Genomic DNA, 14,770 nt, shown 5'->3' with positions numbered 1-14,770 from the left:
CCGGCCTGGTGAAGGGCCACTCTGAGTGGCGGCTCCTCCGCTCAGCGAGCGGCTTCGGAGGCGCTGTCGCGCAGCTTCAGGTAGACGGGCATGGTGCGCGGCCCGGCGCGCTCCCCGCGCAGTTGGCCCAGCAAGGCCTCGACGAGCTCGGCACCCGCTTCGGCCACCGGCTGGTGCACCGTCGTCAGCGGCGGGTCGCAGTAGGCGGCCAGCGGCATGTCGTCGTAGCCGATGACGGCCACGTCGCCCGGCACGCTGCGGCCAACGGCGCGCAGCGCCTGGATGGTCAGCAACGCCAGCACATCGCTGCAGCAGACGACGGCGTCAAAGTCGCGCTGCGACGCGCAGAACTGGCGCAGGATGCCAGTGGCCACGCTGGGCTCGAAGGGCGCGGGCAGCTCCAGCGCCGGGTCGGGCTCCAGGCCGGCCTCGCGCAGGGCCTGGGCATGGCCTTGGCGGCGCAGCCAGACCTCGGGCAGGTTCGCGTCGCCAACGAAAGCAATGCGTTTGCGGCCGAGCTGCAGCAGGTGGCGCGTGGCCAGCGTGCCGCCGAGCACGTTGTCGCCGCCCACGCTGCAGTAGAGCTGCTGGGGCATCTCGCCGCCCCAGACGACCAGCGGCAGCTTGCGCGCCGCCATCTCGTTGAGCTGGTCGTGGTGGCGCCACTGGCCGATGAGCACGACGCCGATGGCCTTGCCGGAGTCGAACCAGTGCGATGCCAGGTCCAGGTGCTCGGCATCCACACGCGACAGCAGCATGTCGTAGCCTCGGTCGGTCAGCGCGTCGGCAATGGAGCCGACGATGGACAGGAAGAAGGGATCGGAGATGTGCTGGCGCGATTTGGCGTCGTAGGGCACGACGACGGCCACCGTCTTGTTCTCCTGCAGGCGCAGGTTGCGGGCACCGAAATTGATCGAGTAGTTCAGGGAGCGGGCCAGGTCGGCCACGCGCTGACGGGTCTCGGCATTGACGAGCTCGCTGCCGTTCAACGCGCGCGACACGGTGGACACCGACACGCCGGCCAGGCGCGCGATGTCGACCATCTGCAGCCGCCGCTGCTCGCTGGCGCTGCCGACAGCCTGTTCAAGGGAGTCTTTGGACTTAGGCATCCGCCGCATCGTCGCAGGGCTGGCGGCGGCAGACAAGCAGGGCTAGCCACGACGAAAAAAGGCCGGCGAAAGCCGGCCTTTGGTCTCATCTCATGCCATGCGGCCTGTATGCCGCATGGCCTTCGTGAGGCGTCGGACAGGCCGCTGGGCCTGTCCTCGGTCCTCACTCAGTCCTTCGCGTAGATGTCCACGTCCTTGGTTTCGCGCACGAACAGCACGCCGATGACGAACGTGATCGCCGCAATGATGATGGGGTACCACAGGCCGTGATAGATGTTGCCGTTCTGCGCCACCATCGCGAACGTGATGGAGGGCAGCATGCCGCCGAACCAGCCGTTGCCGATGTGGTACGGCAGGCTCATCGAGGTGTAGCGGATGCGGGTCGGGAACATTTCCACCAACATGGCCGCGATCGGGCCATAGACCATGGTCACGTACAGCACCAGCACGAACAGGATGCCGATGACCAGCGGCACATTGGCCTTGGCCATGTCAGCCTTGGCCGGGTAGCCGGCAGCCTTCATCGCGTCGCCCAGTTCCTTCTTGAAGCCGGCGATTGCCTTGGCGCTGGCTTCGTCGAACTTGTGCTCGGTCAGCTTGGTGGCCGTGGGCACGGCGATTTCCTTCTCGCCGACGCGCACGATGGTCGGCGCACCGGCGGCGGCCTCGATCGTCTCGGAGCTGGCCGAAGACTGAGCCAGTGCACGCTTGGCGATGTCGCAGGCGCTCGTGAAGTCCACCTCACGTGCCAGCGGGCTGCCCTGGAAGGAGCAGCTGGCCATGCTCGTGGTCAGCGTGACCTTGGACGTGGCCTGGGCCTTGGCGAGGTCGGGGTTGGCCGCCTCGGTGAGCGCCTTGAACAGCGGGAAGTACGTCAGCGCCGCGAGCAGCAGGCCGGCCATGATGATCGGCTTGCGGCCGATCTTGTCCGACAGCGTGCCGAAGATGACGAAGAAGGGCGTGCCCAGGATCAGCGAGATCGCGATCCAGATGTTGGCGCTGGAGGCCTCGACCTTGAGCACCGACGTCAGGAAGAACAGCGCATAGAACTGGCCCGAATACCAGACCACGCCCTGGCCGGCCACCAGGCCGAAGAGGGCCAGCAGCACGATCTTCAGGTTCTTCCACTGGCCGAAGGATTCGGACAGCGGGGCCTTGGAGGTCTTGCCCTCGGCCTTCATCTTCTGGAAGGCAGGCGACTCGTTCATGGACAGACGAATCCAGACCGAGATGCCCAGCAGCAGGATGGAGACGATGAACGGAATGCGCCAGCCCCAGTCGCCGAAGTCCTTCTCGCCCAGCGCCGTGCGGGTGCCGAGAATGATCATCAGCGACAGGAACAGGCCCAGCGTCGCGGTCGTCTGGATCCACGACGTGTAGGCGCCGCGCTTGCCGTGCGGCGCATGCTCGGCCACGTAGGTGGCCGCGCCGCCGTACTCACCGCCGAGGGCCAGGCCCTGCAGCAGCCGCAGGCCGATCAGGATGACCGGAGCCGCAGCACCGATGGTGGCGTAGGTGGGCAGCACGCCGACGATGAACGTCGACAGGCCCATGATCAAGATGGTGACCAGGAAGGTGTACTTGCGGCCGATCATGTCGCCCAGGCGACCGAACACCAGTGCGCCGAAGGGGCGCACGATGAAGCCGGCGGCGAAGGCCATCAGCGACGCGATGAACGCGGCTTGTGGGTCCAGGCCCGAGAAGAACTGCTTGGCAATGATCGGCGCCAGCGAACCGTAGAGATAGAAGTCGTACCACTCGAACACCGTGCCCAGCGAGGAGGCGAAGATGACCTTCTTCTCCTCTTTGGTCATCGGCGTGGCGGCCGTCGAAGTCGCAGTTGCCATGAAAGTCTCCGTCTGTTGTCGGGCCGTCCCACATTGAGACATCCCTTGCGTCGCGACTATTCACACTGCCTCTGACCGTGTTCTGACGCCAGTCTGAATCGAGGCTGACAAACTCCACAGGAACCCGCGGTCAGCTTTTCTCAATGCGGGATTCAGGCGTCGTCGCGGGTAAGTCCCGAGTCTGGATGTGAGGGCAAGTTGACTAGTGCCGGCGCGTTACGCCTGGCCGAGGGCGGCCGGCTTCTTCCCAGATGCCGGTGAGAAACCAGGGGTCACCGTCCAGTGCGGCGCGCAGCATGGGCAGCGCGTCCTGGCCCCAGAACAGGCGCCCGTCCAGCTCGACGGTGGGCACGCCGAAGACACCCAGCGCCAGCGCGGCCTCGGTCTCGCTGCGCAAGCGCTGCTTGACGGCTTCGCCCGCCGGGTCTTGCGCGGGCGCCAGCCGCTGCGTCAGCGCGGCCAGGCGTGCCGCGTCGTTCGCATCGGCACCGGCGCCGCGCCACACGTGATGGAACAGCTGCTCGGCAACCCAGCGGCTGGGCGTATCGCCTGGCTGCCCTGGCGCCGCCGCGCAGGCCCAGGCCAGGCGCAGCAACGGGAGCGGGTTGAAGGGGTGCTGGGCCGGCGGGTCCAGCACGACGCCTTGGCTGTGGGCCAGCCAGGCCACCTGGCGGAAAGTCCAGCGCCGCTTGGCCTCGATCTCGGCCGGCCCTTTTTGCCCCAGCGCCTGCAGCAGCGCGGCAAACAGGATGGGCCGGTAGATGACCTCGACGTTGTGCCCCGCAAGTGCCTCGGGCAACGCCTCGAAGCCCAGCGCCGCGTAGGGAGAGATCGGGTCGAAGTAGAAGGTCAGCTGCTTCATCGATCCTGTCCTTCGCTGTGCGGCCAAGGGCCGAGCCATAGGCCGTGGTGGTGCAGTTCGACACGGCGCTCCGGCAACTGGTCGAGGATGTGGCGCTGCACGGTCTCGGGCGCCCCGCCCCAGCCCGCGATCTCGTTGATGCTGCGCGCGCAGCCCCGGCACCAGCCGCTGGCCGCGTCCATCTGGCAGACATTCACGCAGGGGGACACAACGGCAGGCCTCATGCCTGCACCACGTCGATGACCGGCGCGCCCGTCAGCTTCTCCAGCTCCCCCGGTGTCAGCTTGAACACGCCGTTCGGGTGCCCGGCTGCGGCCCAGATGATGTCGAAGCGGAACAGCTCGCGGTCGATGAAGAGCTGGGGTGGTGCGGCGCCATCGCTGGGCGCAAACCCTGCGGGCGACACGCCGCCAATGGAGAAGCCCGTGCGGGCCTTGACGAAGTCGGCGTCGGCGCGGCCCAGCGCGCCGGTGTGTGGCTTGAGCTTGGCCTCATCGACGCGCTTGTCGCCCGACGTGATGACCAGCACGGCCGAGTCATCGGCCTTGCGGCGAAAGACGACCGACTTGGCGATCTGCCCAAGCGTGACGCCGAGGGCGTCGGCTGCCTCCTGGGCCGTGCGGGCAGCAACGTCCAGCCACAGCGGGCGGTGCGGATGGGCGAGCGCCGTCAGCGCGGCGCTGACGCGTTGAAAACCTTCGGGGCGGGTGTCGGTATCTGCCATGGTCAGGATTGTGTCGCGACCCTGGCCCGGCTTGCGTTCAGTCGCGGTCTTTGCCCTTGCCGTGGCCATGGCCCTTGCCATGCTTGCCCTTGCCGCGGTCGTCACCCTGGTCGTTGTCGCTCTGCGGCCGGGCGTAGCGCTGCTGGTACCAGTCTTCCTTGACGAAGTAGACCGGCGTGCCGCAGGCGTTGTAGCGGGCGCAGTGCTTGGCCCAGTTCTTCTGGTGGCCGGGCGGAATGCGCATGTAGACGGGCTCGACACGCACGGGGCGGCGCTGCACCCAGACGGGCTCGGCCATCATGACGGGGGGCGGCGCATTGCCGATGTCGATGCGGCCGTAGAAGCCGGGCTGGCCGACCTGGACGGACACGCCAACGTCGGTGGCCTGGGCGGCTGCACCGAGCAGCAGCGTGGTCAGGGCAATGAAGATCTTCTTCATGACAACTCCTTCGCCATCAGGCGGCCAGTGTGAACTCGAAATCATAGAAATGCTTGTGGCCCTCGACGCGGATGCGCATGCTGCCGGTCAGGCCGGCGAGCGCACCGGTGCCGGAATCGGGCACGACACCGATGACCAGCGTGGGCTGGCCGCGGTCCATCTCGCCGTGGTGCACGAGGGAGAAGCTACCTTCTCGGCCCTGCAACGAGCCGGTCACCGTCTCCAGCGCCACATAGGCCGCCGATCCAGCAACGCTGCCGTGCGTGGCCAACATCTGGCCGGCACCACGGGCCTGCAGCGCACCGTGGTACTGCTTGTCGAGCAGCATGCGGCCTATGGCCGGGCTCTCGGCCTGCGCGTCCTGGGCTGTCATGCCGACGCTGAACTCACCGCTGATCATCACCGGTTCCGTCATGACCGTTCTCCTTGAAGACTCGGCTCCGATTCGACCACGCGCTGCGGCTCCGCGGCCAGCGGCGTGAACAACGGGTTGGCCACCCGCACCGGCACCACGTCCAGCCGGGCGCCCAGCACCGTGTAGTCCTCGCTGCCCAACGCGGCGCTGCACCAGCCGACCAGGCCCGGGCCGCGGTAAAGGCGGAACTCGAAGCCCACGTCCGGCATCGGGTCGCCGGGCTTTGGGTTGGCACGATAGGCCAGGCCGCGCACTTCGGGTGCAGGGCCGTCGAGGAGCTGGGTCAGCGCGTCGAGGATGCAGCCGTCGCCGAGGATGTCGAGAAAGTAGCGGTTGGACTGCAGGCCGGGCTCGAAACCGGGCGCGACCGGATCGATGCGCGGCTCAAGCAGCTTGCGTGCGGCAGGCACCGTCTCGCCGCTGGCGAGGTCATGGCGGTCGCCGTGGTCGAGATAGGCCAGCCGCGCGCCGCGCAGGTTGAAGGCGGGCAAGCGGACGTCGTGAGTCGCCTCGCCGAGGTCGACAAGAACGGCGCCGCTGCCGCCGATCACTTCGAGCTGGGTACCCTTGATGACGACGGCCGCGTTCTCGTCGACGCCGAGCCCGACCCGGTAGCCCAGGGCCTGCAGCGCCGGCAACATGCGACCGATGCGGCCGCGCTTGAGGAAATGCTGGTCCACAAGAAGCTCGGGGGCGACGAAGCCGAAGCCGCGGTCGTACTCGTGGCCCGCCCGCCACTGGCCCCGCAGCACGGCCAGGTTGTCCATCGCGTCGCGGAACATCAGCCGGCTCATGACGGCCGCGCCGGCGCTGGTGCCGGCGATGACCCCACCAGCCTGGAACACGGCGCGGATGGCGCCCAGCATGGCCGTGGGCTGACCATCGGGCTGCAGGGTGTCGACCAGGTACTCCTGGGCACCGCCCGAGAAGAACACGGCCTTGGACGAAGCAACGCGGGCGATCAGGGCTGTGTCGTTCAACACGGCCTGCAGGTCGACGCCGTCGAGATGAGGCGCAACCGGGATGGTCTCGGCGCGCGCGCCGCAGCGGTTCAGTGCTGCAACGATCTGGGCGGCAATGCGCTCCGGCTCGTAGGCAGCTGTCGGGAAGACGACGATGGGCGCGCCGGCGCCGCCGGCCTCGTCGACGATGCGCTGCCAGACAGCCTCGCTGTCGGCCTTCAGTGCGCCGCCGATGACGATGACGGTGCCGGCTTGGGAGGAACTGTGCAAGATGGGTGCCGGGTGGCAGAAGTCACGTGCCCGCCATCTTGGCAGGCCCGCGAGCAAATCAACAGCGGGTCAGGCCCGAGGAAGGTCGAAGAAGAGCAACGCTTGTGACCAGGCGCTGCGCGGACTCGCTCGCTACTCTCGCTACTGGCCCGAAGGCGCCGACGCCGACGGCGCCGCCGTGGCGGGCAACTCGGGCCCCGGCTTGGCCGGCCCGGCCCAGCCGCCATACAGCGGCATTGGCAGCCGCACCGGGCTGATGTCCATGTAGAGGTTGGTCACCGTGAATTGCTCGCCGCCAAACTCTTCGGTGCTCCAGCCCAGCGAGTCCGAGCCCTTGTAGAGGCGGAACAGGAAGCCCAGTTCGGCCAGCGGGTCGTTGGTGCGCGGCAGCACGTCGAAGGCCAGGCCCTTGACCTCCTTGCGCACGCTGTCGATGAGGCGGCTCATCGCGCTGGAGATGGTCGAGTCGCCCAGCATGTCGAGGTGGAAGACGTCGTCGGTGTAGTAGGGCTTGAAGTTGGGTGACTCGGCGTCGTGCAAGTCGCCGCGCAGCTTGGGCGCCGAGGGCGTCGTCGAGCGGGCGCGCATGTGATAACGGTCGCCGTGCTCCAGATAGGACAGGCGCGCGCCCTGCACGTTGAAGGCGCCCAGCGTGGCGTCGGTCTTGGCTTCGGTCAGGTCCACGACCATGCAGCCGCGGTCGCCGATGACCTCGATCTCGTCGCCGCGGATGATGGCGGCGGTGTTCTCGTCCACGCCCAGGCCGAGCTTGTAGCCCTTGGCCATCATCAGCGGGATCATGCGGCCGAAGCGCCCGCGCTTGAGGAAGTGCTGGTCGACGAACAGGTGCGGGCCGACGAAGCCCAGGCCGCGGTCGACCTGCTTGCCGTCGGCGAAGCGGCCCTTGAGGATGTTCACGACGCTGGGCGCATCGCGGAACATGATGGTGCTCATGATGGCCGCGCCGGCCGATGTGCCGGCCACGACACCGCCCTTGCGGTAGACGTCCCAGATCGCCTCCAGCATGGGCGTGCTCTGGCCACCGGGCTGCAGCACGTCGACGATGCGCTCCTGCACGCCACCGGTGAAGAAGATGCCCTTGGCGGCCTTGACCTTGGCGATCAGCGCCGGGTCGCGCACGACCTTGCTCAGGTCCACCCACAGGAACTTGGGCGCCACGGGCAGGGCTTCCGCAATGGCGCCGCGGCGCTGCAGCAGGTCGACAACCTGCTTGGCGCTGGCTTCGGGGTCTTCGCTGGCGGTACCGAAGACGACGAAGCGTGCACCCTTGCCGCCGGCCAGCTGCACGATGCGCTGCCAGACCTCTTCGTTGTCGGCCTTCAGAGCGCCGCCGATGGGCACGGCATAGCCGCGGATGGCGGGCTCGGACTCGGGCAGCGGCAGCAGCGCGCCGGAAGGTGCCGCCGGCACGGCGGACGCAGGCTTGGCGGGCGCGGGCGCCGCAGCGCGAGGCGCAGAAGCCGGCGCGGACGGGCGCAGCAGCCTGAAGCCCTGCGGCGCGCTCGCCGCGGGCGCCGGTGTTGCAGGCGCCGCCTGCACGCCCATGGCCCATGCCATTGCCGCTACACCGGCCCAGATCCATGCCCTCATGCCCACAACCCTCCTTGGTCAGACTGCGCATCATGACAGAGCGCTGATGACGATTCGCCCCTAATTCAAACGACGCTGGCGTGGCGCGGGCGAGACGAATTTGCCAATGGAAAACCGGCAGCTAGCGGCGCCGTGCCTAGACTCGCGCGAACCACGGAGAGCCGCCCATGAAATCCCCCCGCCCTTCCCCGATTGCCGCTGCTGCCACCGCGGCTCTGCTCGCGTTGAGCTGCGCGGCCCAGGCCCAGACGTCGCTCGAGCGCGTCGAGATCACCGGCACGGCCATCAAGCGCATCGAGGGCGAGACGGCGCTGCCGGTGCAGGTCATCACGCGGGGCGAGATCGACAAGGCCGGCGTGACGACGGCGGCCGAGCTCGTCGCCCGCATCAGCGCCAGCGCCAACAACCTGACCGATGGCGGCAGCGTGGCCTACGGCGGCTTCCGCGACCAGATGGGCTTCAACGCCGCCAACCTGCGCGGCCTGGGCGTGTCGTCCACACTGGTGCTGCTGAACGGCCGGCGCATGGCCAACTTCGCCTCGCCCGGCGACGCGTCCGGCGTGGACCTGAACAGCATCCCCGCCGCGGCCATCCAGCGCGTGGAAATCCTGCTCGACGGCGCCTCGTCGCTGTACGGCTCCGACGCCATCGGCGGCGTCATCAACTTCATCACGCGCAAGGACTTCACCGGCGTCGACATCAACGCGCTCGCCGGCAACACCACCGAGGGCCATGGCGCCGCCAAGCGCTCGGCCACGGTGGCCGGCGGCATAGGCGACTTCGCCCGCGACGGCTTCAACGTCTTCGGCGTGCTGGACGTGCAAACCACCAGCAGCCTGAACGCCTCCAAGCGCCAGTTCATCAAGGACCTGGACATTCCCGGGCGGCTGCCGGACCTGCTGTCCAGCGCCACCTTCCCGGGCAACATCCGGCTGTCGCGCTACCAGTTCAACACGCTGGCCGACGAGGGCTATTCGAGCAACGGCAGCACGGTCATCGACACGCGCACCGTGAACCCGGCCGCGGCCAACGGCTGCAACCCGCCCGCCAACCTCTACCTGCCCGACGGCATTGGCGGCGTGGACGGTTGCACCTTCGACTACATGCGCGACATCGAGCTGTACCCGAAGTCCACCAAGAGCAGCGCCTTCGCCCGCGGCATCCTGAGCCTCGGCAGCGGCCACCAGCTCTTCGCCGAGGTCTCGCTGGCCCGCGCCCGCACCCTCTACACCGGCACGCCCAACCGTGTCGATGCCGACATCGACGTGTCCCGCATCCCCGCCTTCGCGGGCAGCGCGCTCAACACCCTGGACCCCGACGACGAGGAACGCATCATCACCGTGCGCACCCGCATGCGCGAGGCCGGCCTGCGCACCAGCGAGCTGGTGTCCAACACCAAGCGCTTCGTGCTGGGCACGCAGGGCATCGTGTCGGGCTGGGACTACGAATGGGCGCTGAACCACAGCACCAGCAGCGTCTCGGACCGCGACCATCAGGGCTACCTGAACGAACAGATGATCCGCGATGGCTTTGCCAACGGCGTCATCAGCCCGTTCACGACGTCCAGCGCCGCCGGCCTGGCCCTGTACGAGAAGGCCCAGATCCGCGGCGAGGTGCGCCGCGCCACCGGCACCATGGACAGCCTGGACTTCAAGGCCTCCAAGGCGCTCACCAAGCTGGCCGGCGGCGACCTGGCCGTGGCCTTCGGTGGCGAGCTGCGCCGCGAGAAGCAGGACTACCACCAGTCCGACGCGCTCAAGCAGGACCTGATCCTCGGCGAGACCTCGCAGGGCCCCGACTCCGACTTCGGCAAGTCGCGCAAGGTCAGTGCCCTGTTCGGCGAACTCAGCGCGCCCATCACCAAGCAGCTGGAGCTGTCGGCCGCGCTGCGCTACGAGCACTACCAGGTCAGCGGTGGCGCGGCCAGCCCGAAGCTGGGCCTGAAGTACGTGCCCATGCCTGAGCTGCTGTTGCGCGCCTCCATCGGCAAGGGCTTCCGCGCGCCCAGCCTGTCGGACCTCTACCGCCCCGTCACCCAAGGCTCGTCGGCCACGCTGGTGGACCCGGTCTGTCTGGCCGCCGACCCGGACAACACGCCCACCGACTGCTCGGACATCTGGACCACGCTGAACTTCAGCAACGCCAAGCTCAAGCCCGAGAAGTCGCGCCAGTACTCGGCCGGCATCGTCTTCGAACCCAAGCGCGGCGTCAGCCTCAATGCCGACTACTGGAACATCGAGAAGAGCAACCTGATCAGCACGCTGGGCGTGGACGTCATCCTGGGTGACCTCGGCAAGTACGGCAATCTCGTGCATCGCGACGCCGACGACGTCATCGAATCCATCGACCTCATCAAGGAGAACCGTGGCAAGCAGCGCATCTCCGGGCTGGATCTGGGCATCAACCTGAGCGGCCTGAAGACCGCCTTCGGCCAGTTCGGCCTGCGCCTGAACGGCACGCTGACGCTGAAGTCGCAGCAGCAGACCGGCGACGGCGATCCCTTCGTCAGCAACCTCGGCGTCTTCATCAACGACGGCGTCGTGCAGCGCTGGCGCCACACGGTCGCAGTGGATTGGGACAGCGGCCCGTTGTCGTTCACGGTGTCCAACAGCTATCTGCAGGGCTACGACGACCAGCACATCATCGGCAAGCCCGACCGCAAGGTGGGCGCCTATTCGCTGTGGAACATGTCGGCCGGCTTGGAGGCGAGCAAATCATTGACGCTGCGCGTGGGTGTGCAGAACGCCTTCAACAAGGCGCCGCCGTTCTCGCAGCAGGCCTGGTTCTTCCTGTCCGGCTACGACCCGAGCTACACCGACCCGCGCGGCCGCTACATCTACGCGAGCGTGAAGTACGCCTTCAGGTAACCAGTTCGCGCACCCAGTCCGGCAGGGGAATGGCCTTGTCGGTCTGGGCGTCGAACCACAGCGTTGTGGCGCCGCCCTCGGCGTAGATGACACCGGGTTCGTCCACGCGCTCCAGCGTGATCCACGTCTCGAAGCTGGTGCGGCCGGGGTTGCTGACGTAGTGCTTGGCCAGCACCTCGCCCGGCGCCTTCAACTGGCGATAGAAGTTGCAGAAGGCGTTGACGATGACCGGCCCCTGCCCGCCCGGGTTGGGCGCGGCGCCGATCTGCGTCAGCCAGTCGACACGCGCAATCTCCAGGTAGCGGAAATACAGCGTGTTGTTGATGTGGCCCATCGCGTCCATGTCGCCCCAGCGCATCGCGATGCGGCACTCGTAGGTCAGCTTCTTCTCGGCCGGGACGAGGTATCTCATGGGGTGATGCCCAGTTCGGCGGCGATGCGGTTGACGAGGCTGCGCAGTGATGCGACCTCCGCGCGCAGCAAGGCCACCTCCTCGTCGCGCGGCTGAGCCCCGGCGACCGCCTGCTCGACGGACGCCACCGGCCCGCACAGCAGATGTGCCCAACGCGCCTCGCGGGCACCAGGCGCCTTGGCGAGCTTGATGGCCATGGGCGGTTCGCGTTCGGCGAGTTCCTCCAGAAAGCCCTCGACCGAGGACACATCGGCAAAGCGGTGCAGGCGCTCGGTGTTCTGGCGCAGTTCAGCCGCCGTCTGCGGGCCGCGCAGCATCAGCTGCGTCAGCAGCGCCGTCGCCGCGCCAGGCACGCCCATGCCGCGCGCGAAGTTGTGCTCGTAGCGCACCACGCGGCTGCCGCTGACCGTGGTGACCAGGTGCAGCGCCTTCAGTTCCTCCACGGTGGCCAGCACCTCGGCCTCGCTCACGTCCATCACCGGGTCGCGCGCCGTCTTCTGGTTGCAGCCGGCAGTCAGTGCATTGGCCGACAGCGGATAGCTGTCCGGCACAGTGCTTTCCTTCTCGACGAGGACGGCGAGGACGCGCGCTTCCAGTGGGGTCAGGTCTCGCTTCAACATCAAACTCCGAAGCCGTCGTCAGCCTGGATCACCGCGCCATTGATGAAATGGCTTTCGTTGGCGCACAGCATCAAGAGCGAGGTATCCAGGTCCTGCGGCTGCCCCACGCGCTTCCTCGGCAGCATGTCGACGAGCTTCTTGCCCTGCTCGGTGCCCCAGTGATGGTGGTTGATCTCGGTGTCGATGTAGCCCGGGCAGATCGCGTTCACGTTGATGCCGTAGCGGCCCCACTCCAGCGCCATCGCACGCGTCATGTGGATGACGGCAGCCTTGCTCATTGCGTAGACGCCGATCTGGCCCAGCACTCGCAGGCCGGCCATGGACGCCACGTTGACGATGCGCCCGCCGACAAACGAGCCTGGCGCCGAACCGCGTGCACGGGCCAGCATGCGCTTGCCCACCTCCTGCGCGACGAAGAAGGCGCCGCGCGTGTTGGTGTCCATCACGTAGTCGTAGTCGTTCTCGGTGACGTCCGTGAGCCGCTGCGTCGTCGACACGCCGGAGTTGTTGATGAGGATGTCCAGCGTGCCGACCTCTGTCTCGGCGTGGGCCACCGCGGACTTGATGCTGGCCACGTCGGTCACGTCGAGCTGCACGACGTGGGCGTCACCGCCGTTGCCCTCGATCTCGGCGCGCAGGTCCTTGAGCCGCTCGATGCGACGTCCGGCCAGCACAACACAGGCGCCGGCTTTGGACAGCGTCTTGGCAAACTGCGCGCCCAGGCCACTGGACGCACCGGTGATCAGTGCCACACGGCCTTCGAGATTGATGGAGTAACTCATGAGACTGCCTTCTGAGTGGGTTGCACCGATCCTACCGGCCTAGGCTGCCCACACTAAAAAAGCACGACCGTTCGATTCGCAATCCAGCCTCTCTAGAATCGCGCGCAATTCAAAGCTGACGGAGACCTGCATGACATCCGAAGAAATCCTCGCCCAGTTCGGCCCCCGCGAGTCCATGGAATACGACGTGGTCATCGTCGGCGGCGGCCCGGCCGGCCTGGCCACGGCCATCCGCCTGAAGCAGATCAAGCCCGACGCCAACATCGTCGTGCTGGAGAAGGGCTCGGAGCCCGGCGCGCACATCCTGTCCGGCGCCGTGATGGACCCGCGCGCGATCACCGAGCTGTTCCCGAACTGGAAAGAACTCGGCGCGCCGCTGAACCAGGCCGTGACCGGCGACGACGTGCTGTTCATGACCGAGACCGGCAGCACGCGCACGCCCGACTGGCTGGTGCCGCGCAACTTCCACAACCATGGCTGCTACGTCATCAGCCTGTCCGACGTCGTCAAGTGGATGGCGCAGCAGGCCGAGAGCCTGGGCATCGAGATCTTCCCGGGCTTCGCCGCGGCCGAGGTGCTGTACGACGAGCAGGGCCGCGTGAAGGGCGTGGCCACCGGCAACATGGGCCTGGGCAAGGACGGCGAGCCGACCGACCACTTCCAGTTGGGCATGGAGCTGCTGGGCAAGTACACGGTCTTTGCCGAAGGCGCGCGCGGCCACCTGGGCAAACAGCTGCTGGCCAAGTACAAGCTGACCGAGGGCAAGGACACGCAGACCTACGCCATCGGCATTAAGGAGCTGTGGGAGATCCCGGCGGACAAGGCCCAGCCCGGCAAGGTCGTGCACACCGCCGGCTGGCCAATGGAGGGCGACACCTTCGGCGGCGGCTTCCTGTACCACCTGGAAGGCAACAAGGTCACGCTCGGCTTCGTCATCGGGCTGGACTACGACAACCCGTATCTCAGCCCCTTCGAGGAAATGCAGCGCTGGAAGGCCCACCCCGCCATCCGCGCCCACATCGAGGGCGGCAAGCGCATCGGCTACGGCGCCCGCGCCATCAACAACGGCACGCCGCAGGCCTTGCCCAAGACGGTGTTCCCGGGCGGCTGCCTGATCGGCTGCGACGCCGGCTACCTGAACGCCGCCCGCATCAAGGGCAGCCACGCGGCCATCAAGAGCGGCATGCTGGCCGCTGAAGCCCTGGCACCCGCGCTGGACGCCGGCCGCGCCCAGGACGAACTGGCGGCCTACCCCGAAGCCTTCGAAAAGAGCTGGCTGAACGAAGAGCTGCAGCAGACGCGTAACTTCAAGCTCTGGTTCAAGAAGGGCAAGACGACGGGCCAGTTGATGACCGGCATCGAGCAGTGGCTGCTGCCCAAGCTGGGCGTGGCCAACCCGCCGTGGACGCTGCACAACCACAAGGCCGACAACACGTCGCTGCGCCCCGCCGCGGAGTGCAAGCCCATCGCCTACCCCAAGCCCGACGGCAAGCTGACCTTCGACCGCCTCTCCTCGGTGTTCATCTCCAACACCAACCACGAAGAAAACCAGCCGGCCCACCTGACGCTGAAGAGCGACGCGGTGCCGGTGCAGGTCAACTTCGCCAAGTACGCCGGCCCCGAGAGCCGCTACTGCCCGGCGGGCGTCTACGAGTTCGTGCCCAACGAGGCCGGTGGCGGCGAGCGGCTGCAGATCAACGCGCAGAACTGCGTGCACTGCAAGACCTGCGACATCAAAGACCCGACGCAGAACATCGTCTGGGTCACGCCCGAGGGCGGCGGCGGGCCGAACTACGCGGGCATGTAAGCCCGCTTGCGCTCACGCCACCCAGGCCGATAGACTGTTTTTT

The 14,770-nt window shown here is 67.5% G+C and carries 14 protein-coding genes; 2 read left to right on the top strand and 12 right to left on the bottom strand.

The genetic code is table 11. The features are described 5' to 3' along the window. Nucleotides 1–41 precede the first annotated feature (41 nt). The 9 genes from AC07V5_RS16525 to AC07V5_RS16485 form a co-directional block, all read right to left on the bottom strand. Nucleotides 42–1,109 carry a LacI family DNA-binding transcriptional regulator gene (locus AC07V5_RS16525; protein WP_495116763.1) on the bottom strand — a complete coding sequence of 356 codons (1,068 nt, stop codon included), beginning with the start codon at nucleotides 1,107–1,109 and terminating at the stop codon, nucleotides 42–44. 167 nt (nucleotides 1,110–1,276) lie between these two features. Further along, entirely contained in the window at nucleotides 1,277–2,956 is a 1,680-nt protein-coding gene (locus AC07V5_RS16520) for an MFS transporter (protein ID WP_495116762.1), read from the bottom strand. 202 nt (nucleotides 2,957–3,158) lie between these two features. Then, nucleotides 3,159–3,818: a 2-hydroxychromene-2-carboxylate isomerase gene (locus AC07V5_RS16515; protein WP_495116761.1), complete on the bottom strand. Its 660-nt coding sequence runs from the start codon at nucleotides 3,816–3,818 to the stop codon at nucleotides 3,159–3,161. Beyond that, on the bottom strand, nucleotides 3,815–4,042 hold the full coding sequence (locus AC07V5_RS16510) for a DUF1289 domain-containing protein (protein WP_495116760.1): 228 nt from the start codon (nucleotides 4,040–4,042) through the stop codon (nucleotides 3,815–3,817). Before AC07V5_RS16510 ends, AC07V5_RS16515 begins: the two co-directional genes overlap by 4 nt. After that, nucleotides 4,039–4,542 carry a YbaK/EbsC family protein gene (locus AC07V5_RS16505; protein WP_495116759.1) on the bottom strand — a complete coding sequence of 168 codons (504 nt, stop codon included), beginning with the start codon at nucleotides 4,540–4,542 and terminating at the stop codon, nucleotides 4,039–4,041. The genes AC07V5_RS16510 and AC07V5_RS16505 overlap by 4 nt, the downstream gene beginning before the upstream one ends. 37 nt (nucleotides 4,543–4,579) lie before the next feature. Next, nucleotides 4,580–4,981: a hypothetical protein gene (locus tag AC07V5_RS16500; protein ID WP_495116758.1), complete on the bottom strand. Its 402-nt coding sequence runs from the start codon at nucleotides 4,979–4,981 to the stop codon at nucleotides 4,580–4,582. 16 nt (nucleotides 4,982–4,997) lie between these two features. Then, the gene (locus AC07V5_RS16495) at nucleotides 4,998–5,396 is read right to left on the bottom strand and encodes a DUF3224 domain-containing protein (RefSeq protein WP_495116757.1); all 399 of its coding nucleotides are present in this window, start codon (nucleotides 5,394–5,396) and stop codon (nucleotides 4,998–5,000) included. Then, the gene (locus AC07V5_RS16490) at nucleotides 5,393–6,628 is read right to left on the bottom strand and encodes a cyanophycinase (RefSeq protein ID WP_495116756.1); all 1,236 of its coding nucleotides are present in this window, start codon (nucleotides 6,626–6,628) and stop codon (nucleotides 5,393–5,395) included. The genes AC07V5_RS16495 and AC07V5_RS16490 overlap by 4 nt, the downstream gene beginning before the upstream one ends. A gap of 141 nt (nucleotides 6,629–6,769) precedes the next feature. Then, complete coding sequence (locus AC07V5_RS16485; RefSeq protein WP_495116755.1) at nucleotides 6,770–8,239, bottom strand: cyanophycinase; 1,470 nt, start codon at nucleotides 8,237–8,239, stop codon at nucleotides 6,770–6,772. A 167-nt stretch (nucleotides 8,240–8,406) separates the two neighbouring features. Between AC07V5_RS16485 and AC07V5_RS16480 the strand changes: the two genes are divergently transcribed. Continuing rightward, nucleotides 8,407–11,106 carry a TonB-dependent receptor gene (locus AC07V5_RS16480; protein ID WP_495116754.1) on the top strand — a complete coding sequence of 900 codons (2,700 nt, stop codon included), beginning with the start codon at nucleotides 8,407–8,409 and terminating at the stop codon, nucleotides 11,104–11,106. Here the strand turns inward: AC07V5_RS16480 and AC07V5_RS16475 are convergent. Genes AC07V5_RS16475 through AC07V5_RS16465 form a run of 3 tightly spaced genes read right to left on the bottom strand, consistent with a single transcriptional unit; the run spans nucleotide 11,099 to nucleotide 12,920 of the window. Beyond that, complete coding sequence (locus tag AC07V5_RS16475; RefSeq protein ID WP_495116753.1) at nucleotides 11,099–11,518, bottom strand: acyl-CoA thioesterase; 420 nt, start codon at nucleotides 11,516–11,518, stop codon at nucleotides 11,099–11,101. The two genes, AC07V5_RS16480 and AC07V5_RS16475, sit on opposite strands and share 8 nt — an antisense overlap. Further along, nucleotides 11,515–12,138: a YceH family protein gene (locus AC07V5_RS16470; RefSeq protein ID WP_495116752.1), complete on the bottom strand. Its 624-nt coding sequence runs from the start codon at nucleotides 12,136–12,138 to the stop codon at nucleotides 11,515–11,517. The genes AC07V5_RS16475 and AC07V5_RS16470 overlap by 4 nt, the downstream gene beginning before the upstream one ends. Beyond that, complete coding sequence (locus AC07V5_RS16465) at nucleotides 12,138–12,920, bottom strand: SDR family oxidoreductase (RefSeq protein WP_495116751.1); 783 nt, start codon at nucleotides 12,918–12,920, stop codon at nucleotides 12,138–12,140. Before AC07V5_RS16465 ends, AC07V5_RS16470 begins: the two co-directional genes overlap by 1 nt. A gap of 130 nt (nucleotides 12,921–13,050) precedes the next feature. Here AC07V5_RS16465 and AC07V5_RS16460 point away from each other — a divergent pair, with 130 nt between their 5' ends. Next, nucleotides 13,051–14,727 carry an electron transfer flavoprotein-ubiquinone oxidoreductase gene (locus tag AC07V5_RS16460; RefSeq protein ID WP_495116750.1) on the top strand — a complete coding sequence of 559 codons (1,677 nt, stop codon included), beginning with the start codon at nucleotides 13,051–13,053 and terminating at the stop codon, nucleotides 14,725–14,727. Nucleotides 14,728–14,770 lie beyond the last annotated feature (43 nt).

The sequence above is a fragment of the Roseateles sp. GW821-FHT02E12 genome (genome assembly GCF_059421665.1).
Note: the sequence above shows the minus strand (reverse complement) of the source record. Positions and strands in the feature narration are given on the sequence as shown.